This window comes from Streptomyces sp. SLBN-8D4 (genome assembly GCF_049739545.1).
Taxonomy (GTDB): Bacteria; Actinomycetota; Actinomycetes; order Streptomycetales; family Streptomycetaceae; genus Streptomyces; species Streptomyces canus_C.
Map to the genome: position 1 here is coordinate 3,257,191 of NZ_JBMGQC010000001.1, position 20,618 is coordinate 3,277,808.

General features: G+C 67.8%; 19 protein-coding genes and 1 tRNA gene. 13 read left to right on the plus strand and 7 right to left on the minus strand.

All coding sequences use genetic code 11. From position 1 onward, the window contains the following. Positions 1–102: 102 nt before the first annotated feature. The gene (locus tag RKD20_RS14230; protein ID WP_424883211.1) at positions 103–645 is read right to left on the minus strand and encodes a response regulator; all 543 of its coding nucleotides are present in this window, start codon (positions 643–645) and stop codon (positions 103–105) included. Between the two features lie 96 nt (positions 646–741). Between RKD20_RS14230 and RKD20_RS14235 the strand changes: the two genes are divergently transcribed. Further along, positions 742–813, plus strand: a tRNA-Arg gene (locus tag RKD20_RS14235). 867 nt (positions 814–1,680) lie between these two features. Further along, the gene (locus RKD20_RS14240) at positions 1,681–3,102 is read left to right on the plus strand and encodes an ATP-binding protein (RefSeq protein ID WP_424878051.1); all 1,422 of its coding nucleotides are present in this window, start codon (positions 1,681–1,683) and stop codon (positions 3,100–3,102) included. A gap of 378 nt (positions 3,103–3,480) precedes the next feature. On the opposite strand, the gene RKD20_RS14245 is transcribed toward RKD20_RS14240, so the two are convergent. The 5 genes from RKD20_RS14245 to RKD20_RS14265 form a co-directional block, all read right to left on the minus strand. Further along, positions 3,481–3,612 (minus strand): hypothetical protein, encoded by a 132-nt coding sequence (locus RKD20_RS14245; RefSeq protein WP_424878052.1) that lies wholly within the window; start codon positions 3,610–3,612, stop codon positions 3,481–3,483. A 94-nt stretch (positions 3,613–3,706) separates the two neighbouring features. Beyond that, positions 3,707–5,023, minus strand: a complete 1,317-nt coding sequence (locus RKD20_RS14250) for a hypothetical protein (RefSeq protein ID WP_424878053.1) — start codon at positions 5,021–5,023, stop codon at positions 3,707–3,709. Then, positions 5,017–6,453, minus strand: coding sequence for an N-6 DNA methylase (locus RKD20_RS14255; protein ID WP_424878054.1), 1,437 nt, complete (start codon positions 6,451–6,453; stop codon positions 5,017–5,019). The genes RKD20_RS14250 and RKD20_RS14255 overlap by 7 nt, the downstream gene beginning before the upstream one ends. A 76-nt stretch (positions 6,454–6,529) precedes the next feature. Then, positions 6,530–6,718: a hypothetical protein gene (locus RKD20_RS14260; protein ID WP_424878055.1), complete on the minus strand. Its 189-nt coding sequence runs from the start codon at positions 6,716–6,718 to the stop codon at positions 6,530–6,532. 600 nt (positions 6,719–7,318) lie between these two features. Then, entirely contained in the window at positions 7,319–8,908 is a 1,590-nt protein-coding gene (locus RKD20_RS14265) for a PucR family transcriptional regulator (RefSeq protein ID WP_424878056.1), read from the minus strand. A gap of 102 nt (positions 8,909–9,010) precedes the next feature. On the opposite strand from RKD20_RS14265, the gene RKD20_RS14270 reads away from it, so the two are divergent. From RKD20_RS14270 to RKD20_RS14300, 7 genes are all read left to right on the plus strand, one after another. Further along, on the plus strand, positions 9,011–9,928 hold the full coding sequence (locus tag RKD20_RS14270; protein WP_424878057.1) for an ABC transporter substrate-binding protein: 918 nt from the start codon (positions 9,011–9,013) through the stop codon (positions 9,926–9,928). Then, positions 9,925–10,908 (plus strand): amino acid ABC transporter permease, encoded by a 984-nt coding sequence (locus RKD20_RS14275; RefSeq protein ID WP_424878058.1) that lies wholly within the window; start codon positions 9,925–9,927, stop codon positions 10,906–10,908. The genes RKD20_RS14270 and RKD20_RS14275 overlap by 4 nt, the downstream gene beginning before the upstream one ends. Next, the gene (locus RKD20_RS14280) at positions 10,905–11,681 is read left to right on the plus strand and encodes an amino acid ABC transporter ATP-binding protein (protein WP_424878059.1); all 777 of its coding nucleotides are present in this window, start codon (positions 10,905–10,907) and stop codon (positions 11,679–11,681) included. Before RKD20_RS14275 ends, RKD20_RS14280 begins: the two co-directional genes overlap by 4 nt. A gap of 41 nt (positions 11,682–11,722) precedes the next feature. Continuing rightward, positions 11,723–12,484, plus strand: a complete 762-nt coding sequence (locus RKD20_RS14285) for a gamma-glutamyl-gamma-aminobutyrate hydrolase family protein (RefSeq protein ID WP_424878060.1) — start codon at positions 11,723–11,725, stop codon at positions 12,482–12,484. Then, complete coding sequence (locus RKD20_RS14290) at positions 12,481–13,794, plus strand: diaminopimelate decarboxylase (RefSeq protein WP_424878061.1); 1,314 nt, start codon at positions 12,481–12,483, stop codon at positions 13,792–13,794. The genes RKD20_RS14285 and RKD20_RS14290 overlap by 4 nt, the downstream gene beginning before the upstream one ends. A gap of 1,149 nt (positions 13,795–14,943) precedes the next feature. Continuing rightward, positions 14,944–15,147 (plus strand): cold-shock protein, encoded by a 204-nt coding sequence (locus tag RKD20_RS14295; RefSeq protein WP_319213826.1) that lies wholly within the window; start codon positions 14,944–14,946, stop codon positions 15,145–15,147. 363 nt (positions 15,148–15,510) lie between these two features. Continuing rightward, a complete protein-coding gene (locus RKD20_RS14300; RefSeq protein WP_424878062.1) occupies positions 15,511–16,632 on the plus strand; it encodes a DUF4037 domain-containing protein in 1,122 nt (373 codons plus the stop codon). A gap of 95 nt (positions 16,633–16,727) precedes the next feature. Here the strand turns inward: RKD20_RS14300 and RKD20_RS14305 are convergent, their stop codons facing one another. Beyond that, positions 16,728–17,474, minus strand: coding sequence for a TIGR02391 family protein (locus RKD20_RS14305; RefSeq protein ID WP_424878063.1), 747 nt, complete (start codon positions 17,472–17,474; stop codon positions 16,728–16,730). 197 nt (positions 17,475–17,671) lie between these two features. Here RKD20_RS14305 and RKD20_RS14310 point away from each other — a divergent pair, with 197 nt between their 5' ends. From RKD20_RS14310 to RKD20_RS14325, 4 genes are all read left to right on the plus strand, one after another. Then, complete coding sequence (locus RKD20_RS14310; protein WP_424878064.1) at positions 17,672–18,268, plus strand: DUF4352 domain-containing protein; 597 nt, start codon at positions 17,672–17,674, stop codon at positions 18,266–18,268. 118 nt (positions 18,269–18,386) lie between these two features. After that, the gene (locus RKD20_RS14315; protein ID WP_424878065.1) at positions 18,387–18,935 is read left to right on the plus strand and encodes a GIY-YIG nuclease family protein; all 549 of its coding nucleotides are present in this window, start codon (positions 18,387–18,389) and stop codon (positions 18,933–18,935) included. 412 nt (positions 18,936–19,347) lie between these two features. Further along, positions 19,348–19,761: a hypothetical protein gene (locus RKD20_RS14320; protein ID WP_424878066.1), complete on the plus strand. Its 414-nt coding sequence runs from the start codon at positions 19,348–19,350 to the stop codon at positions 19,759–19,761. A 278-nt stretch (positions 19,762–20,039) separates the two neighbouring features. Then, a complete protein-coding gene (locus RKD20_RS14325; protein WP_424878067.1) occupies positions 20,040–20,579 on the plus strand; it encodes a hypothetical protein in 540 nt (179 codons plus the stop codon). Positions 20,580–20,618: the final 39 nt, after the last annotated feature.

Sequence of the window (20,618 nt, forward strand, 5' to 3'; positions counted from 1 at the left end):
GGGTCGTGGCCGTGGGGCGCGGGCGCGGGTCGTGGCCGTGGGGCGCGGGCGCGGGTCGTGAGGACCTGGATGTCACTGCGAGGCCGCCGCGTCTCGTGAGGTTCAGCCGCCGGCGCGACCGGCCCGCTCGGCCTCTCCGCCCCCGAGTACACCGCCGACCAGAGGAGTGTCCCCCTCGTCCGGCCGCCGTCGCTCCCGGCTCTGGTCCATCAACTGCCGTACGAGTCGCACGAGTTCGGCGGGCTCGAAGGGCTTGGCGAGGAAGGCGTCGACGCCGACGTCGAGACCGCTGTCGACCTCGTGCTGCGTACAGGCGCTGACGATGGCGAGGGGAAGGTGAGCGGTCCGGGGGTCGGAACGCAGCTGTGCGGCGGTCCGCAGTCCGTCCAGCCGGGGCATGACCACATCGAGGGTCACGACATCGGGACGCACCTGATGAACGACATCCAGACACTCGACACCATCGGCCGCGGTCACGACCTCGAGGCCCTCCAGCTCGAGATTGACCCTGATCAGCTGCCGGATGACCTTGTTGTCGTCCACAACAAGCACCCGGCCCGACGCGCCTGGCACAACTCGAGAGTAGGTGCGGACCGGCCACCGCGTCCGGGTTTTCCCCACTTCCACCCCGTGCGGGGGACCCAGGCCGCCGAGGCGCGACCACGAAACCCGTTCCGGATCACCCCGAGGGAGCTGGTAGTGTTCTACCCGTCGCCGCGAGCCACCAACTCCGACCGACACGCCCCCGTAGCTCAGGGGATAGAGCAACGGCCTCCGGAGCCGTGTGCGCAGGTTCGAATCCTGCCGGGGGCACCGGAAATTTAGGCCCTGACCAGCGGAAACGCCGGTCAGGGCCTTTCTTGTGCATGCCAAAACAGCAACGGTCAACAAGGCCATGTGCACTCGTCGGCCCACGTACTCCGACCTGGGATTTTGACGCACCGGTCGGCCGAAATCCCAATTGTCCGATCCCGTGACATCGCTCCCTGCGGGACATGCGCGGGACGGAGGCGCCGGAATCGGGGTTCCTGGAGCCACGCCCCCCTTGTGAGCTGCATGTTTGTGGCCAGAGAAGTGAACAAAGCACACCTCTTAGCGGTCCGTCCCACTTTCCTCGACCGGGGGGTCAGCTCTGTTCCGAGCCCGTTCAACTGGCCCGGAGGACAACACGGCAGGCGTTCCGACAGAGTGCAGAACCCTGGAACCAAGTAGCTCACGGGGCTTCAGATCCCGTGGAGCGCCACGCTCTTCGACACCAGCGGAAAAGCCCTTGATGATCAGGGGCTCTTCCGCCTCATGCTGGAGACGACCGGGTGACGCTCCACAGCTCGAACAAACCGGAAGCTGCCAACACCACGTCGCAGACGACTATTCAGAGCCCTGCCCGGCCACCGGAGCCGAGGTCGGGGCCACGGCAAGAGGCAGGAAGCACTCCCGGCCAGCTTCGCGAGGTGCAGTGGGAGGGGTTGGGCGAGCGGGTGGCACTCATCGTGGAAGCGCAGTTGGTGGGCGGCCGCCGCGACCACGGCGGGCCGGCCCGGGGCTATGCCGTTGCACCCTGCAGCCGCCAGGGCCGACTCGGACAGACAGCCACTGTCGGCTGCGGCGTTTGCGATAGGTGCATCTATGAAAGTATCATCGATGAAAGTTTCCTGCCCGTCATGACGGAGGTCGGTCGCCGTGAACGGATTCATCGGCCGCCGGGCCGAACTCGGCCTTCTGGACGATCTACTTGCCCCCGTGCGGACCGGCGGACGCAGCGGACGGCCCGGCCGGGCCGTGCTGCTGCGGGGGCGCCGACGTGTGGGCAAGTCCCGGCTGGTGGAGGAGTTCCTGGAGCGCGCCGGGCTGCCCCACGTCTTCTTCACCGCTGTCGGCGGCTCGAAGGAGGAGGATCTGGCGGGCTTCGCCGCCGAGGTGGCGGCCTCCACCCTTCCTGATGCGGCCCGCTTCGCCGACTTCACGGCACCGCAGACCTGGGACGCGGCCCTAAGCCTGCTCGCCGGAGCGCTCCCTATGGACAGACCCAGCGTGGTCGTCCTGGACGAGATGCCCTACCTCGTACGCGAGGACCCCAGCTTCGAGGGCGCCCTGCAGAAGGTCTTCGACCGGACCCTGTCCAAGCTGCCCGTGCTCCTGATCCTGGTGGGTTCCGACATCGCCATGATGGAGAAACTCAACACCTACGGACGGCCCTTCTACCAGCGCGGCACCGACATGGTCGTCCCCCCGCTCAGCCCCGCCGACGTCGCCGCGATGCTCAGCCTGCCCGCAGCCGATGCCTTCGACGCCTACCTCGTCTCCGGCGGACTCCCGCTCATCCTCGACGAGTGGCCTCACGGTGCGGACCTGTGGGAATACCTCGCATCAGCTCTGCGCCGACCGACCTCGGCCCTGCTCGTCAGTGGCGAGCGCACCCTGGCCGCCGAGTTCCCCACCGAGGCTCAAGCCCGCACCGTACTGGGCGCCATCGGCCACGGCGAGCGCACCTTCACGCTGATCGGCCGGGCAGCCGGCGGCCTCAACCCCGGCTCCGTAACCCGCTCCCTGGAACTGCTCACCACACGCCGCATGGTCGCCGCCGAACTCCCCCTGTCCACCCGCCCCAGCCGCGAGACCCGCTACCGCATCGACGACCCCTACCTGCGCTTCTGGCTCTCCTTCATCGGCCCCGGCATCCCCGCCGTCGAACGAGGCCGCGGCGACCGCGTCCTGGACTCCATCCGCACCAGCTGGACGGCATGGCGCGGACGCGCCATCGAGCCGGTCATCCGCGAAGCCCTTTGGCGTCTCGCCGACGACCGGCTCCCCGCGGACAGCAACGCCATCGGCGGCTACTGGACCCGCACCAACGACCCCGAGATCGACATCATCGCCGCCGACCGCTCCCCCATCGCCAAAAAGATCACCCTCATCGGATCCATCAAATGGCTCGAGAACAAACCCTTCGACCCCCGGGACCTCGCCCGCCTCATCACCCACCGCTCTCAACTTCCCGGCGCCGACGACACCACCCCTCTCCTCGCCGTCACCCGCAATGGCTGCACTGCCCCAGGCATCCCCAGTCTCACCCCCGAAGACCTCCTCGCCGCCTGGACGTGACCCGCGGCCAAGCCGCCCAAGGCAGGGTCAGAGACACCGCGGCAGCCAGTCCTGACAGGGGTCAGGGTGGTAATCCCGCGCTCGTGGGCACCATCCCACAGTGCCCCGATGCCTCCCACCGACATGACTGGTACGGCCGTTTCGAGGCAGCCCGACGGCCGATCAGGCACGCCTCATGCGCTTCAGCGGCGCAGGTCTCACCGACGGCCTGCGACAAGGCGCAGCTCGCGACCACGACATCCAGCTCATCGACCTGCAGCGCCTCTACCAAGGCGAATGACACCGGAACTCGGGCCTTTCGCAGGCGCCCGGAGACGACCGGGTGCCGCTCCACGGCCCGGGCGAGCTGCGGAGCGGCCAGTACCGAGTCGCGGGCGGCTACTCGGAGTGCGGCTCGACCGCCGGAGCCGGGGCCGGGGCGAGCGGCAGGAAGTACTCTTGGGCCAGCTTCGCGTGGTGCAGCGGGAGCGGCCGGGTAAGCGGGTGGTGCTCGTCGTGGAAGCGCAACACAGGACATCCCGGGCAGCACGAAGAAGCGTGTGCGGATGGGGGCATTCCGCTTGCGTGGGCAGAAGCCCGGCGGGCCACCAGAGCATCGATCGCTCTAATGGGCGACACCGGCACTCGGTAGTTGACAGGTGGGGTTCTGTCCGGAGCTACGGCACGCCGCGAAACACCTGGCGGAGTCCGATGGGTTTCGCATTGCGGCCATCCCGCCGAAAGAACCGGCCAGGAAACCGTCAAGAGCCTGGCCTCGCAGGACACGGAGTGTCTCGTTCTCCCCGTGTGCGGTGTGCGCCCGGGCGTGGAGGCGGTCGGCGAGCCGGGCGAATCGCTCACGCACGTCCTGCGGGGGCCATCGAACCAGGGTCGCTCCGAATGCGCGCCGGCTGAGTTCCCGCCCGGCGGATCCCTGTGCGGCGGCCACCAGTTCAGTGCCGCGTGAACGGATCTCATGCAGCAGCCAGTAGCCGTCAGTCACCGACTCCGGCCTCAGCACCAGAACTCCACGGCCGACGGCGACGGGCACTCGATTCATCACGGCCCGCACGCCGTCCTCCCTTGATGCGACCAGAAGGGAACCCGGGTCACACGCGCTGCCCGCCTGGCCGAAGGGGAGTCTTCGCTCCGTCCGGTACAGGTGAGGCATGTCGCTCTGCAGGATGTCCCCAGGCGCCACAAAGGGGATTCCGCCCCCCTCCGGCATCCCGTCCTCGTCCGCAGGGGGGCGAGGCGCATCTGCCGCAGCGAGCTCGGCCAGGGTCCCGAAGGGCTGTCCGGGCCAGATCTCGCTGTTGCGGTTCTCGACCATGAATTGCGCGTCGCTCAGCTCTGTGGCGCACTCAGCGATGCGCACATTAGTCGCTGTCTTCGCTTCCAGGAGGCACATCGCTCGCAAGAAGGCGGCCCTCGGCGCTGCGGGTGGAATCGGTACGGGCAGGTCACGCAGCGCCGCAAGGCTCAGTGTTCGTTGAAGCGTGGAACCGGTGGTGCGCCGCTCACACCACTCGCGTACGTCCGGCGACCCGAGCCACAGCCTCAGCCAGGCGGCATCGCCGGGCTCTGCGGGGCGGATGATCCCGACGGTGCGGGACGCGTTCCAGTGATGGAACTCCTCGGTGACGACCGCCGCCTCGCCGACCCGGCCCACCAGAACCACGACGACATCGCCGACTTCCAGTTGACTGCGCAGGCCAGCTTCGTGCACCTCTCGGCTGATCCGTTTCGGCTTGTCGTTGTGCAGTCGTCCGTCCTGAACGTCCGCAGCACGGACCATCCCCACGCCACTGTCGGCGTGTTCCCCGGGACGGGTGATGCCATAACCGATCAGACGCGCCGTTGGCAGCCCGCCCAGGGGCACCACTTCCCAGCCTTCGGGGAGACGGCTCAACCGCTCCTCCAGACGGTCCGGCATCACCACCGCCCCAGCAGGTCACGGAGCTCAGCCTCGAGGTGGCGGGACGTCTCGAAGAGTGAGTAGAGCTCGTGGGTCAGGTCGGCCACCAGCTCCTCCCCGTCGCCGTGCGCGGACTCGGCGGCAGGCAGTCCCACATGGTGGGAGGGCAGTACATCGTGATCGTGTGCTGCGATCTCCTGCGTGGAGAGCGATCTGCACCAGCCTGGCACGTCCTCGTACAGGGCTTGGCCCGGTGCGCCGCGCCAGGCGGCGAAGGTACTGATGATGCGGCTCCTCGCCCCGTCCGGAAGGGCGCGACGGCCCCGCCCGACCTTGGCCGCGGTGTCACGCGCGTCGATCAGCAGGATCCGGCCCGAACGGTCCTCGTGGCCCCAGCCCTGGCGAGGTTTCTTGCTCCTGGTGAAGAGCCACAGGCTCACGGGGTTGCGAACGTGGGGAAGCAGTCCGGCAGGCAGCTCGATCACGCAGCTCAGCACATCGTCCTCGACCAGTCGGGCGCGGATCTGGCGTTCCGCCGGCTTAGAGGTGGCGGCGGCCCCTGTCGGCAGCAGGAGCACACCGCGCCCTCGTCCCGAAGGCATCATCTTGCTCACCACGTGCTGCACCCAGGCGAAGTTGGCGTTTCCCGCCGGAGGAATCCCGTAGCGCCAAGGACGGTTGTAACGCCCGTGGCCGCCTTCGTCCCAACCAAACTGGTTGAAAGGCGGGTTGGCGACCACCACGTCAAACATCAGGTCTGGGAACCGGTCATCGGTCAAGGTGGACGAAGGGCCTTGCAGGTAAACCCCTTCAACGCCATGCACGGTGAAGTTCATTGCGGCGGTCTGCAGCGCGGTCCGGCTGGCGTCCTGTCCGTACAGGGCAGGCTCGCCGGCCGCTCCGCCATGCGCTTCGACGAACTCGCGGGCCCGCAGCAAGAAGCCGCCGGAGCCGCAGACGGGATCGTAGACGGCCTCGCCCGCCTGCGGCTCCATCAGAGCGGTCAGAAGGCGGGCAATGTCCAATGGTGTGTAGTAGTCGCCGCCCTTCGCCGTGGTCTGCGCCTGTTCCATGCACTCTTCGAAAAGTGCTGCCGGATCCGGTGCCGCAGCCACGCACTCGATCAGGGGAGCCAACTGAGGTCCGCGGACGTCCACGAGAGCCGGTGGCAGGTCCGGCAGCCGGAAGTGTCGGGACCCCCACGCCTCCAGGCCGCGCAGGGCCTCCGACATGACCTCATGCCCCGACCGGTTCCAGAGGTCCCGGGCCAGGAGGGCATCCCAGGCAGGCAGGGCACCTGTGTGGTCGCCCTTCTCGTCGACCCGTTCGGCATCGGCCTTGTGGCGCAGCGGGACCAGCATCATGAGGAGTTGGAGGGCGTCCTGGGGCGCCAGTGCCCCGCGCATGGCGTCCAGCGCGCGCGCCAGTGACGAACCCTTCGGTGCTCTCTCCATCCTCGACTCCCGCAGTCCTCGTTCTGTTCCATCCGTGGGCGGCCGACCCCGGTCCGCCCATCATGCCTGGTGGCTTTCAGTCGGACCGCAGATAGGTCAGCACCATGAAGGCCACCATGACCGCGCCGACGAACACAGTCCCACCAGTCATCACCGCCTGATCCACGCTGCTCGTACGCGCCAACCGCCAGAAGGCGGCCAGCAACGCGCAGATCACCCCCATCGCTATGGCGAGCACCGCCCTCATGACCACCCGCTCGTTCATCCGCCCTCCCTTTGACCCGTACATCCGTAACAGACACAAAACAGACGGGCGCACTGTCTGCCCACCATCTCCACGCCATCCTAGCTCATCCAGCAGTCGGTTTGGTTCGAGCGCAGCAGTCCGTTCGGTATCTGCGTGCTACTACCAGGATGCGAATAATTCACTTCCACCACCAACTGATTTCGACGGACACAGGCGAAATTTCCGCACACGCCAAATCACGCGCCCCTCGCGCCCGCGCCCCCGCCTCGATCGGCCTTCACCCCGCACCCCTGCACCGCTACGGCCTGAGCTGAGCGGGAAACCTTGCCGCTGAGCACCAGCAACCTGCACAGAACGACACGAAGTGGGGACGGCATATGCGGGAAGGCCGCTAGGAGGCGGTCACGGACTCGGAGTTCCCGCATGTGCACCGAGGTTCCGGCGAGCGCTCCGCCCTCGAACTGCACGATGCCTGGCCCGGTCGACCGGTCGGAGGGTGTCCCAGCTTGCGATCCTGCCGCGGGCACCAGCCCAAATGTTCTTGGACCGATCACGCGCTGTCGTTCGGGGCTTTCGACGTCCGCCCAGCGCGCCGCGCGTCATGGGGTGATGGTCGGCTCAGCGCTGGAGAAGGCGCAGTTGGAGCCACACCGCGAGTCGGTCGTCGGGCTGTTCCAGGGGCATACCGAAGAGTTCGGCGCTACGGCGCAGGCGGTAGCGGAGGGTGTTTGTGTGCACGCCCAGACGTTCCGCGGCCTCGGCGACGTTGCCCACGGCTTCCAGCCAGGCGAGGACCGAGGCGACGAAGTCCGTCCCGTTCTCGGTGTCATGAGCGGCCATCGCGGCGACGCCGGGATGTCTCAGGCGTGGTTCGTGGCCGAGTTCGTCGCCGACGCGGGCCAGCAGGAGCCGTGCACGTACGTCATCGATGTCGGCGACGGACGGTGCGTCCGGGTGCGCGGTGGTCACCCGGAGGATGTCGTCTGTCTCGCGGCGCATCGCGGGCAGGCTTGCCGGATCCGTGTCGGTAGGGGCGATGGCCGCGCGTACGAAGTCGCCGAAGGAGCTGCGGATCGAGGTGAGCGCGCCTTTGGCGAGGCGGGTCGCGGCCGCGGAGCCGCCGCCGGGTAGCAGGACGTAGATGGCGCGGGATGTCGTGGCGATGCTCGCGTCGGGGCGGACGGGCACGACGTAGCGGGTCAGGGCGTGGCCCAGGTGGGCGGTCAGGGCGAGGAGACCCGTCGCGTCGGCGGAGGCCGCAAATCCGAGAAGGCCGAGTTCGGCTCCTGGCGGGATGGACAGACGGAAGCTGGTCTCATGGGAGGGCCACTGGCCCTCCAACGCGCCCAGTAGCGCGCTCTCGCGCCTCTGGAGTTCGAGTTCGCTCGCGTTGCGGTTGCGGAGAATGTGCAGTGCGGCCAGTCGTGCGCAGTCGATCAGGGCTCGTTCTCCGTCGGCGCCGATGCCGTCGGGGCTTTCGATCGCCCAGATCGTGCCGAGAGGCTGGGTGCCGGCCCTGATGGTGACGGCTGCTCGTGGCAGGGCACCGAGCGCCTCGGGGAAGCGCACCACGCCTTCGGAGCCGAGCAGGATGCGATAGCGCTCGAGGTTGTGGTCGATCTCCGGGACCCGGCGGCTGAGGATTCCGTCACGGCGGAGGGAGTCGATGCGCTGATCGGGGGACGACGAATAGGCCATCACACGTCGGTCCAGGTCCTCGATCGCGACGGACCCGCCGATGACGGCGCTGACGGCGTTGGCCAGAGCGAAAAGGCCGTCTCCGGTGTCTGCCGCCGGCCCGCCGCCGACACCTTGCGAGCCCAGAACGGAGAGCAGCAACGCGTCGAGGTGGCGCCAGGAGACCTCGTCGGCCGCCGCCAGCAGGATGAGGCCGCTGCGTTCCGCCTCGGCGACCAGGTCGGTGCCGTATGTCCCCCTGAGCTTGACCACCATGGCGCTGTATCCGAGGCGGGCCGCTTCCCGTACGAGTTCGGCTGCCGCGGGCTGGTCGGCAAGAAGCCCCGGCATCAGCAGTACCTGGTCATGCCCGGAGGGCAGCGGGTCGGCGGGGTCGTGGAGGACGGTACCCCGCACCGGATGGTCCAGCGCGCGCGGCGTGGTCAGCGCTTTGAGGATCGGCGCTCCGATGGTCTCGGTGAGGTGGCTGACGGTGACGGTCTTGCTGCTTGGCCAATCCGACAACGGCATGGCCGGATCCTAGTCCAATCGGCTCGGGACCTGCGGTGTGGCCGGACGAACAATCGGTGCAACACCTGCACGGACTGCTCGTCCGACCGAATGGAGACGCAGATGGCCAGAATTCGTCTCGTCGCTGCTGTCGCTGCGACGACCACGGCAATGCTCCTCACCGCCTGTAGCGGTGGTGGCGCGCCCGACACCTCCGCGACGAGCGAAGGCAAGGCGGCCACCGCGGCGGTCGCCGCCGACGCAGCGGTCGCGAAGATGCTGCCCGCGCGCTTCAAGAGCGGGATCAACGTGGCCAGCGGCGTCTACGCGCCGATGGAAATGCTCGACTCCCAGCAGAATTTCACCGGATTCGACTACGACCTGGGTCAGGCGCTCGGAGCCAAGCTCGGCGTCCCCTTCACCTTCACCAACCAGGCGTTCGACAGCATCATCCCGTCGCTCCAGTCCGGCAAGCACCAGATCATCATGTACGGGATGAACGACACCCCGGCACGGCAGAAGAGCCTGTACTTCGTCGACTACTTCCACGCCGGCATGGACATCATCGTGAAGAAGGGCAACCCCGAGAAGATCCGCAGCGTGCTGGACCTGTGCGGCAAGTCCGTCACGGTCGCCAAGGCCACCACACAGGCCGACCTCATGAGGGCGCAGGCCCCGAGCTGCAAGACCGCCGGCAAGAAGCCGATCACCGTGGTCGAGCTGCCCACCGAGGGCGACTCCCTGGTCGCTGTCCGCGCCGGCAAGGGCACCGCCGACGTCCTCGACGCGGCGGTCGCCGAGTACACCGCCCGGACGGCCGGCAACGGCAAACAGTTCGAGGTCGTCCACGACGCCGCGCACCCCACCGGCTACGCGCCGGTCTTCACCGGCATCGGAGTTCTCCGCAAGGACCACGACCTCGTCCTGGCCCTCCAGGCGGCGCTGACCTCGGTCATCAAGGACGGCACGTACGGCAAGCTCCTGACGAAGTACGGTCTGTCGTCGTACGGCGTCACCTCGGCGAAGATCAACGCCGGATGACCGCCACGGACATGACGGTGAAGTCCACCACCGGGACACACGACGTGGTTGCCGCGCCCCGGAGCCATCCAGGGCGCTGGATCGCCGCAGCCGCACTGGTCGTCCTGTGCGCGGGGTGGGTGCTCTCCCTGTGGAGCAACCAGAACATCGACCACGCCACCATCGCCGACTTCCTCTTCGACGGGCGGATCCTCCAAGGCGTCCTGCTCACGGTGGGCCTCACCGCCTGCTCGATGCTGCTGGCGACAGCCCTCGCCGTCGCGCTCGCCGTGATGCGGCTCTCCGCGAATCCGGTGCTGCGAGTGATGCCCTGGGCGTACACATGGTTCTTCAGGGGCACCCCGCTGCTCGTCCAGATCGTCTTCTGGGGCTACCTCGGCCTGCTGTACGAGAAGATCGGCCTCGGTATCCCGTTCACCTCGGTCCACTTCTTCTCGGCGAACACCAACACGATCGTGACCCCGTTCGTCGCCGGCCTGCTGGCGCTCGGGATGAACGAAGCCGCCTACGCCTCCGAGATCGTCCGCGCGGGTCTGCTCTCCGTCGACCACGGCCAGGTCGAAGCGGCTCACTCGCTGGGCATGTCACCCGCGTACACCCTGCGGCGCATCATCGTGCCCCAGGCGATGCGGGTGATCATCCCGCCGATGGGCAACGAGACGATCTCGATGCTCAAGAACACCGCCCTCCTCCAGCTGATCGCGGTGCCGGAGCTTTACACGCGCGCGAGCTGGATCTCCGCGCAGAACCTCAGCCAGGTCGAGCTGCTGATCGTCGCGAGCGCCTGGTACCTGGTCCTCACCTCGGTGCTGTCCGTACCGCAGTACTACCTCGAACGCCGTTACGGCCGCGGCGCGGGCCACGGCCTACCCGCGACGCCGTGGCAGCAGGCCCGAAAGTCGGCCGACCGGATCCGGACCCGCGTCGCGCAGGTCGCGCGCACCAATCCCATGAACACCAGGACGGAGACGGACTCATGACCCCGAACCCGTTGGTCGAGGCCAGGGGCGTACGCAAACACTTCGGTGTCCAAGACGTACTCAAGGGCATCGACCTCGAAGTCCGGCGCGGGGAGGTGATGTGCCTGCTCGGACCGTCGGGCTCGGGCAAGTCGACCTTCCTGCGCTGCATCAACCACCTGGAGAAGGTCGACGGCGGCCGTATCTATGTCGACGGCGAGCTGATGGGCTACGAGGAACACGCCTCCCGCAAGGGGCGTGCCAGGGAGATGAAGCCGAGGCAGATCGCGACTCAGCGCCGCGGCATCGGCATGGTGTTCCAGAGGTTCAACCTGTTCCCCCACCTCACGGCCCTGGAGAACATCACCGAGGCCCCGATCGGAGTGGCCCGCCACAGCCGCGCGGACGCCCGCTCGCGCGGCATGGAACTGCTGCGGCGGGTCGGACTCACCGACCACGCCGGCGCCTATCCGGCCCGTCTGTCAGGAGGCCAGCAGCAGAGGGTCGCCATCGCACGCGCGCTCGCCATGGAACCGAAGCTGATGCTCTTCGACGAGCCGACCTCCGCGCTGGACCCCGAACTCGTCGGTGACGTGCTGAGCGTGATGCGCGACCTCGCGAGAAGCGGAATGACGATGATCGTCGTCACCCATGAGATCGGCTTCGCCCGCGAAGTGGCGGACCAGGTCGTCTTCATGGACGACGGCATCGTCGTCGAGTCCGGCGCACCGTCCCGTGTCATCGACGATCCGCAGCACGAGCGCACGAGGGCATTCCTCGACAGCGTCCTGTAGGTCGATCCCGCCCCTGCGCCCTTATGAGAGGCAACAACTCCGTGTCTGACAACGTCCACCGGCCCCTGATCGCGGTAACGGCCGGGAGGGACCTGCCCGGTAGCCCATCCGTCCTGAGACTGGCGGAGAACTACGTACGGGTACTGACGGCTTCGGGTGCCATACCCGTGGTCATCGTGCCCGGAATCGACACCGCCGCCGTGCGGTACGTGATGGAACGCGTCGACGGCCTGCTGCTGCCCGGCGGAATCGGTGCGCCCGACCCCCACCCCCGCCACTACGGCGAGGCCCCACTGCCCGAGACGGTCATCGATAAGGACCTCGACGCGCTGGAAATCGCCGCCATTGACCGCGCAGTTCACCTGGGAATGCCCGTCCTCGGCGTCTGCCGTGGTTGCCAGATCCTCAACGTCGCCCTGGGCGGCAGTCTGGTCCAGCGCCTGGAGCCGGGCGACGTGTCCCACCTACCGGGCCTTCCGCTGGAGTCGGAAGCGCATGAGCTTCGGCTCGAAGAGGGCTCCCGCCTCGCCGGACTGTCCGGGGCACGGCTGCTTCGGGTCAACAGCCTGCACCATCAAGCCATCGCCAGGCCCGCACCGGCCCTGAGGGTGGTCGGCAGGGCCGAGGACGGTGTCGTGGAAGCCGTCGAGTCGACCGCCCCCGACCGGTGGATCATCGGCGTTCAGTACCACCCGGAGGAGCTGACCGGCCGGCCGGCCCACCGCCGACTCTTCGAGGATTTCGTCATGTCCTGTGCCCAGTACGCGGCTGATCGCGACCAGGAAGGGGCCGTTTCCGCATGACGAACTCCTCTGCGGGCGAGCGACGCGAACACATCCTGCGTGCGGCCGTGCGGGAACGGCTCGTCGAACCCGACAGCGCCGTACTGGCCGCTTTCGTCGACCTCGACGGGGTCGCGGCGAGTGTCGCGGCGTTGCACAAGGCATTCCCGGATTCAGTGAACGCCCTGCATACTTTCGCGGCGAAGGCGAACTGCCTGGTGCCGGTGCTGGCGGAGTTGCGCAGCCTCGGTATGGGCTGCGAGGTGGCCAGTCCGGGAGAGCTCGCGCAGGCGCTGGCCGCCGGGTTCGCGCCGGAACAGATCGTCTTCGACTCCCCGGCGAAGACCCGCTCCGACCTTCGCCAGGCCCTTGAACTGGGCGTCGCCGTCAACGCGGACAACTTCCAGGAACTCGCCCGCATCGACGAGATCCTCACGGCAGGTGCCTCCGCGTCCGCCCCCGCCTCCCGGATCGGCGTCCGCCTCAATCCCCAGGTCGGTGGCGGCGGAATCGCGGAGATGAGCACAGCCACCGCGACCTCGAAGTTCGGCATCGCGCTGGAGGACGACGGAAGCCGGCAACGGCTCCTTGCCGCCTACCGTGACCGTCCATGGCTGACATGGGTACATGCGCACGTCGGATCGCAGGGCTGCCCGCTCGAACTGATCGCCCAGGGCATCGCGAAGGCCGTGGCCTTCGCCGACGAGGTCAACGCCGCCTGCGGCCGACGTCAGGTGACCGGCATCGACATCGGTGGCGGACTCCCGGTCAACTTCGCCGACGACGAGACGACCCCCGGCTTCGACGACTACGTCGCCACTCTCCAGGCTCATGCCCCGGCTCTGTTCGCCGGCGAATACGAGATCGTCACCGAGTTCGGACGGTCCTTGCTGGCCAAGAACGGCTTCACCGCCGCCTGCGTGGAATACACCAAGACTTCCGGCGGACGCCCGATCGCGATCACCCACGCCGGTGCCCAGGTCGCCACCCGGACCGTGTTCATGCCGGCTGCCTGGCCCCTGCGCCTCAGCGCCCACGGACCCGACGGGACGCTCAAGCAAGGCGAACCCGTGCCTCAGGACATCGCGGGCCCCTGCTGCTTCGCCGGCGACCTGCTCGCCGAGGCCCGCCCGCTGCCCCTGCTCACCCCAGGCGACATCGTCTCCCTCCTGGACACCGGCGCGTACTACTCCTCCACCCCCTTCCACTACAACAGCCTGCCCGACCCTGCCGTCCACGGAGTGCGCGTCGATCCCGACGGCCACGTCCACTTCAGGCCCCTCCGGAAGGCTGAGACCATCGACGACGTCCTCTCACGATCTGGCCACTGACACCGCCCGGAACGACAAAAGGGCCGGCACCACGGACGCGCTCTCCGCCGCCCCGGCATCTCACGGGACGGTGCGACAGTCATCAAGAAAAAGAGGGGGGCACCCATCCGGGAAGGCTCGCTGACGCACCCGGCGCACTCCTCGTCTGCATCTGGAAGGGGGCACCACATACCCCCTACGCTTACCCGAGGAAGTCGTAACCCTCCGCAACTGACGTGGCTGACGAGCACCAGGCAGCAATTAAAACAATACGGCCAAACATGGCATTTAATTTTCGCGGGACATGCACGGGACGACAAGCCTGACAGACCGTCAAATAGACCTCTGATCTGCGAAGACTTCCAGGAACAGGCTCCGGAGCCGTGTGCGCAGGTTCGAATCCTGCCGGGGGCACTCCGGAAAAGACTCCTGACCTGCAGAAATACAGGTCGGGAGTTTTTGCGTTCACGTCAAAACGCACACGGTCTTTTGACCGTTGCTCTTTTCGAGACGCACACCTATCCACATGCCGTGGATAACCCCTTCCACCGACAGGTTTCCGCAGGTCAACGACCCACGACCGGGCGCTGGATGGCCTCGCCCACCAACGAATATTGACCGCACCTCGCCGTGGGCATCAAGGCGTGCATCTTCCTTGAACATCGCGTTTGACCTGCACTGATGTGACTGACAGCACACAAAAGGACACACGGTCTGGCGGGTCGTTGCTCCTTGACCTCAACACTTGGCCAGCACTTCACAGGACACAATCGTTCGCCTCGGCGGAACGACCGCTCCGGCTCGCCGGGCTATGGCTGACTGACGTGCCATCGAGGTAGGCACGTTGACCGAAGAGAGGCGTTCCGAAGGCAGACCGCGTAACCCACAGCTGCTTCGGCGCCAGGGACGGGCAAGACGGGCCAACTGCAGCTCGCTGTCGGTCCAGTTGATGGCGACTCGGCTCAGCAATGCCAGCCAGCAGGACAGCGGATCCTAGCGGCTGCCACCCTGCGGGTGTAGCGTCGTGATCTAGCAGTCGTGGTTCCGAAGTCCCGTTCGCCCGTGATCGCCATCACGGGCGTTCTTGCGTTTTCAGCGCCTCTCCGGACCAGGGCGATCACCTCCCGGGCACGCAAGGTGCGGGCCCGGTTTCCCTCGAAGGAGACAGTCATGGCCAAGGGCACTGTGAAGTGGTTCAACAGCGAGAAGGGGTTCGGTTTCATCGAGCAGGAGGGCGGCGGTCCTGACGTGTTCGCCCACTACTCCAACATCGCCGCCCAGGGCTTCCGCGAGCTGCAGGAAGGCCAGACGGTCGAGTTCGACGTCACCCAGGGCCAGAAGGGCCCCCAGGCGGAGAACATCCGCCCCGTCTGATCAGACCACTGCGGCAGGGCCAGGCATCCCGGCTTCGGGACGCCTGGCCCTGCCAGCTGCCGTATCGCGGCAGCAGGTCGGCTCCGTAGCCCGAGCCTGGTCCGTCACGGGCGCAGCTCAGACCCGCTAAGGCTGCGATGACGGCGCGCCGCGTCGAGGACGGCAGTCACGATCGCAGTCCCCGGCTGTCCGCGTACGCCACGACGTCCCCAGGCGCGTACGGATGAATGCGGTCGGCTTCTGATGCCGGGCGGCGGGTAGTTGCCGTTGGCGGATCGGGGCCGCCGTACGCATAGTCGACCGTGCTCTGCCGGGAGTGGAAAGCCTTCGACCGGTCACCCGCCGATCCGGCACCCTCCTCAGATGACCACGCCGTCTTGCATCCCCGGACTGGAACTCTCGCGTCGTTTCTACCTCGAAGCCGTACGGCCCCTGTTGAACGAGGCCGTCCCCCAGATGACGCACTGCGCCGCCCGTCTGGGCAGCGGCTCGGAAGTCCTTGGATTCGACACCGCCCGCTCCGCCGACCACGAGTGGGGGCCCCGCCTGCAGGTCTTCCTGCACCCGCAGGACGTCACCCGTCATGGAGCGAGGATCACGGCACTGCTTTCCGAACGCCTACCGAAGACCTTCGGCGGCTACCCGACGCACTTCGCTGCCACCGGCGAAGCGGGCATCGGGGTCATGCGGACGACCGACGGGCCGGTGCATCACCGGGTCGAAGTCACCGACCTGAGCACCTGGTTCACCACGCAACTGGGCTTCGACCCGTGCAAGGACATCACCTTGACGGACTGGCTGGCCACCCCCACCCAGCGCCTCGCCGAGGTCACTGCCGGTGCCGTCTTCCACGACGGACTCGGCCACCTCCTACCGGCCCGAACCGCCCTCGCCTGGTACCCCCACGATCTCTGGCTCTACCTGCTCGCCTGCCAGTGGCAACGCATCTCCCAGGAAGAAGCCTTCGTCGGGCGCTGCGGCGAAGTCGGCGACGAACTCGGCTCCGCCGTCGTCGCCGCCCGTCTGGTCCGCGATCTGATGCGGCTCTGTCTGCTCATGGACCGCCGCTACCCGCCCTACAGCAAATGGACCGGCAGCGCCTTCGCCCGTACCCCCCAGGCACCCACCCTCACCCCGGTCCTCACCGCGGCCCTCGCCGCCACCGACTGGCACACCCGCGAACATCACCTCGCCCGCGCCTACGAGACCGTCGCGGCCGCACACAACCAACTCGGCCTCTGCGAACCTGTCGACCCCGCCACACGGCCCTACCACGACAGACCGTTTCAGGTCCTGCACGCCGAACGCTTCGCCGGGGCCCTGACCACCCGCATCACCGACCCCGCCATCCGCGCCCTGCCGACGATCGGAACCGCCGACCAGTTCATCGACAGCACCGACGTCCTCAGCCGTCCGGAACTGACACGCGCCGCCACCCGCGCAACGGTCAGCTCTCCCCCTGCGAACTCCGCCTCCAGGAAATAGGGGAAGAGCGCGAAGCGGCCTGCGTTGGGGACGTTCATCTGTACACGGCTGGAGAGCAATACCGTACGCCGACACCGGCGGACGCTGGACTCGTTCTACGGCGCAGGCGTCGCCTGACGGCGCTTGGCTCGTTCGACCTGGCGCAGCAACAGGTCGGCGAACTGGATGATTTCTGCCGCCTCGAGCGGGTCGTCGAAGTTGACGGTGCGGTGGCTCGAGGGATTCTTGTAGGCGCCCATGGCTCCGGCGAACAAGGCGGAGGCGGCCTCCTGCTCGCCGCCTTCGGCTCCGGCATCGGAGAGCGGGCCGCCTGCCTTGCCGTTCTGGTGCGGCTGGAACGCGGCGCGCATGAGCTTCACGCCGACCAGGGAATCGTCCAGGCCGGAGGCGTCCCGGACAGCGACCTCGACCGCCTTCATCGCGGCGAAACTCGCCGTCTCGTAGTCGCCCAGGTTGAAGTTGGTGCGCACGGTTCCTTCGAGGACTGGGTGCAGCGGACCGGAGAGGCGCTCTCGGGCCTCGAACCGGGATATGCCTGCCGGGTCCTTCGCCAGTTCCATGCCCTCGCGGGAGACCCTGCGGAAGGCGTCGGACTGGGTGGGATCACGCGACAGCAGCGCCCGTGATTCCAGCCAGGTCCATGCATCGGCCAACCCGTCCAGCAGGGCTTCCTCGTCGGGCTCCGTCTGGAACGCCTGGCGAGCAGAGCTGATCATCCCGATGAACTGGAGCTGCCGGCTGTTGCTCGTTGCGAGGTGCTGCAGCAGGAACAGAGCGACGTCTCGGGTGGGCAGCTGCCGGATCTGTTCCGCCGGAACCGGCGGGATGTACCTCATGTTCATGAAGGCCACGCTACGGCGGACCACTGACACTCCGTGGGATGGTTCCCGCAGGAACCGGTCGGGGCAGAGCGGCGGTCGGGGCAGCAAGCCGATAGCCCGATACGGGCAGCCCGCCCGTCCCTGTCCAGGTGCGGAAGTCGTCCGGTGGCAGGATCATGAGGGTGTCCTGCCGGGCAGTGCAGCTCCGGGGAGGTGCCATGCGGCGCACCCTTACGTTCATCCTCGCCGGGCTCATCGCGACAGCCGTGGGCTGTTCCAGTGACGACACAGTGACGACCACACCGGCGAGCAGCTCTCCCACAACGAGCGCGTCGGCCCAACCGACGCCCTCCTCCGAGGCGCCCAGTACACCGCCGCCCACCCGCGCAGCCCCTGCAGCCGTTGGAGACACCCTGAACCTCACCGGTCTGGAAAACGGTGAGGCTCTGGCTGTCACGGTGGTAAAGGTCGTCGATCCGGCCCGCCCGGAGAACGACTACTCCACACCGGACACCGGCAAGAGGTTCGTCGCCGTCCAGTTCCGGCTGAAGAACACAGGCGCCGCGGCCTACTCCGACTCCCCCAGCAACGGGGCCAAAGTCATAGACACCCAGGGCCAGCAGTTCGAGGCCACCTACGAGGACACCGCAGCGGGGCCCGGTTTCCCCGGCAGCGTCGCTCTCGCGCCGGGTGACACCGCATTGGGGTTCATCACCTTCGAGGTTCCACTCAACTCCACTATCACCAAAGCGCAGTTCACAATGAGCAGTGGCTTCTCAGGCAATACGGGCCAATGGACTCTGCCCCCAGAGTAGGAACGCGCACCCTCAGCGAAACGGCCCACGTCGGGCCCCGAGCCGCCTGTCTGATCAAGCTTCAGCGTGGTGGCCCGCAGGCGATGACAGCTCCGCTCGTCGCGCTTAGGGTGCGTCCATGCTCGACGACGCGACAGTGCAGCGGGCCAAAGCCAAACTGCTCTCCGAGCCCCACCCTCTCGGCCGCGTGGCCGCCACCCTGCCCGGGACCGCAGGGGTGTACGCCTGGTGGGCGCCGCCCGAGGTCCTGACCTCCTTCCCCGGACCGGTCAACTCGGGCGATCCCGGACGGCGATTGGTCTACCTGGGCAAGGCCAGCCGGCTGCGGTCCCGCGTCGTTTCGTACCACCTGAGGGACTCCGGACGGTCCACCCTGCGCCGGACCCTGGCCGGACTCCTCATGCCCACCGAGGGCTACCGCACCACCTGGACCGACCGCGTCCTCCTGATCCCCGAGGACGAGCAGCGCCTCACCCACTGGATGCACCACCACCTCACCCTCACCTGGACCGAGCACCCCGACCCGGTCCCGCTGGAGAAGAAACTGATCTCCCAACTGCACCCGCCGCTGAACGTAGAGGGAGCGGAGCATGGTGCCTCCCGGGACCGCGTCAAGCAGGCACGGGCCTTCTACTACGCCAGTGCCGGCCCGCGTCCGGACAAGTAGCCGGCGTAGTCCATTTGAGCGGTCTGAAGCTCATCGCCGGCACGCTTGCCCCGGAGCACCCCGGCCAGAGGGTCGGGTAACCCTCTGACACTCAAGGCGCATCACCTTGATCAACATGCCTGGTCGGCAACGGCCCGCCTGTGCGGGATCCCGGGGTACGGATCGACGCCGCCGAGCGCTCGCTGCCTGCGGCTGACCCGCTGCGCCCGCCACGACACCGGCCGACCCGCAGACACCGCAGCGAGGGATGCACCGCAACCTCGGCAGCGACCGGCCGGCGCCCCGAACGCGGTCAGCCCGGTCCGGAGAACACCCCCGTAATCTCCGCCAGCGCACTGGACGTCTTGCGGCGTCGGATCCGACGCCGGAAATGGCAGGAGACGGCAGGGGCGCATCCCCCACAATTGTGACCATGGCCCTGTTCTCCTGCAGCGCATGTCGGCGGCGAGTGAGCCCCGACCTCCGCCTTGACCGGCTAGGGGCTGAGCCGCGCGGCCACCGGCTCTACGTCCTGGAAGTCGGTGGACGATACCCCCGGGTGAAGGTCGGCGCCTCGGAGAACGTCTGGCGGCGACTCAAAGAGCACATCGCGGAGATGAACTTGTGGCAGCACGGGCTCCTGGACGCGCACGTCACGGACCCGATGCCGAACGGTTTTGCCCGGAAGGGCGCCGAGGACGAGGCACTGCGCTTCATGGGCAGCTTCTTCCAGCGAATGTCGCGGGAACACTTCGCGGAAGCCTCCTTCCGGGACGCCACCGTGATCGCGGATGTGGCCGTCCAGTTGAACAGGGAGATTGAGGCTCCCGCCGCTCGGCCGGTCTGACCGTCGGCGCTACATGCCCAGCGGCGGTGGATGGTTGAGCGTCAGTCCGTGTGGGGCCCTATCGGCCAGTAGCCAACTGCAACCTGAACGCGGAACGCCTCACCGTCAGGGCGTTGCGTTCTCATGGGCGTCCTGGGAGGCGGTGAGGGATTCGGCCCGATCAGGGGTTCCGTTCCGGCGTCAGGGTGAGGCGCAGCGCCATACGAGCGGCGGCCTCTTGGTGCATGATGGGCCCTTGGCTGCGTCTTAAGTGGGCCAGCGCGCCGGGGGGGGGTGCGATGGCGCACGTTCGCGGATACCACCGCGCCGACGGAACCTGGGTGTCGCCGCATTGGCGCTCCGACCCGGTCGGGGCGGGCCTGGCCGATGAAAGCGACGGGTCGTCCATCTGGTATTGGGTCATGGGCTTTACGGCCCTTGCGCTGCTGCACCTGGGTCTGGCGCTGACCGCCGATGCCTCGTACCTGGCCGGCTTCATTCTCTTCGGCGCGGCCGATGCCGGATGCCTGTACACCGCGCGCCGGATCCGTGATGAACGGCGCGCTCAGGAAGCTGAACGCGCCCGCCGGCAGCGATGGGAGCACGACCTCGCGGAACAGGCCCGCAACCGGGTCGGTACCTATGGCACGGACCTGGCGGCAGGAAGCGCCGAGCGTCAGGCGCATTGGGCTCGCGAGTGGCAGCAGTGGCAGACTCCGGATGGCCGGCCCGGGCCGTATGCGCCCACAGGGCGACCCCCTCGTCCCACTTGTCACCGCTGCGGCACGCAGAAGCACGGGCACCCGGGAGCCGAGGTCTGCTTCTGGTGTGGAGCATGACCCCGCCCGCCCATGTATTGAAGGCTCCGCGCGTCCCTG

Coding starts and splice junctions, on each gene's coding strand:
- RKD20_RS14255 (WP_424878054.1), bottom strand. CDS start 6,453: ATGGAGAGAGCACCGAAGGGTTCGTCACTGGCGCGCGCGCTGGACGCC.
- RKD20_RS14260 (WP_424878055.1), bottom strand. CDS start 6,718: ATGAACGAGCGGGTGGTCATGAGGGCGGTGCTCGCCATAGCGATGGGG.
- RKD20_RS14265 (WP_424878056.1), bottom strand. CDS start 8,908: ATGCCGTTGTCGGATTGGCCAAGCAGCAAGACCGTCACCGTCAGCCAC.
- RKD20_RS14270 (WP_424878057.1), top strand. CDS start 9,011: ATGGCCAGAATTCGTCTCGTCGCTGCTGTCGCTGCGACGACCACGGCA.
- RKD20_RS14275 (WP_424878058.1), top strand. CDS start 9,925: ATGACCGCCACGGACATGACGGTGAAGTCCACCACCGGGACACACGAC.
- RKD20_RS14280 (WP_424878059.1), top strand. CDS start 10,905: ATGACCCCGAACCCGTTGGTCGAGGCCAGGGGCGTACGCAAACACTTC.
- RKD20_RS14290 (WP_424878061.1), top strand. CDS start 12,481: ATGACGAACTCCTCTGCGGGCGAGCGACGCGAACACATCCTGCGTGCG.
- RKD20_RS14295 (WP_319213826.1), top strand. CDS start 14,944: ATGGCCAAGGGCACTGTGAAGTGGTTCAACAGCGAGAAGGGGTTCGGT.
- RKD20_RS14300 (WP_424878062.1), top strand. CDS start 15,511: ATGACCACGCCGTCTTGCATCCCCGGACTGGAACTCTCGCGTCGTTTC.
- RKD20_RS14305 (WP_424878063.1), bottom strand. CDS start 17,474: ATGAACATGAGGTACATCCCGCCGGTTCCGGCGGAACAGATCCGGCAG.
- RKD20_RS14310 (WP_424878064.1), top strand. CDS start 17,672: ATGCGGCGCACCCTTACGTTCATCCTCGCCGGGCTCATCGCGACAGCC.
- RKD20_RS14315 (WP_424878065.1), top strand. CDS start 18,387: ATGCTCGACGACGCGACAGTGCAGCGGGCCAAAGCCAAACTGCTCTCC.
- RKD20_RS14320 (WP_424878066.1), top strand. CDS start 19,348: ATGGCCCTGTTCTCCTGCAGCGCATGTCGGCGGCGAGTGAGCCCCGAC.
- RKD20_RS14325 (WP_424878067.1), top strand. CDS start 20,040: ATGGCGCACGTTCGCGGATACCACCGCGCCGACGGAACCTGGGTGTCG.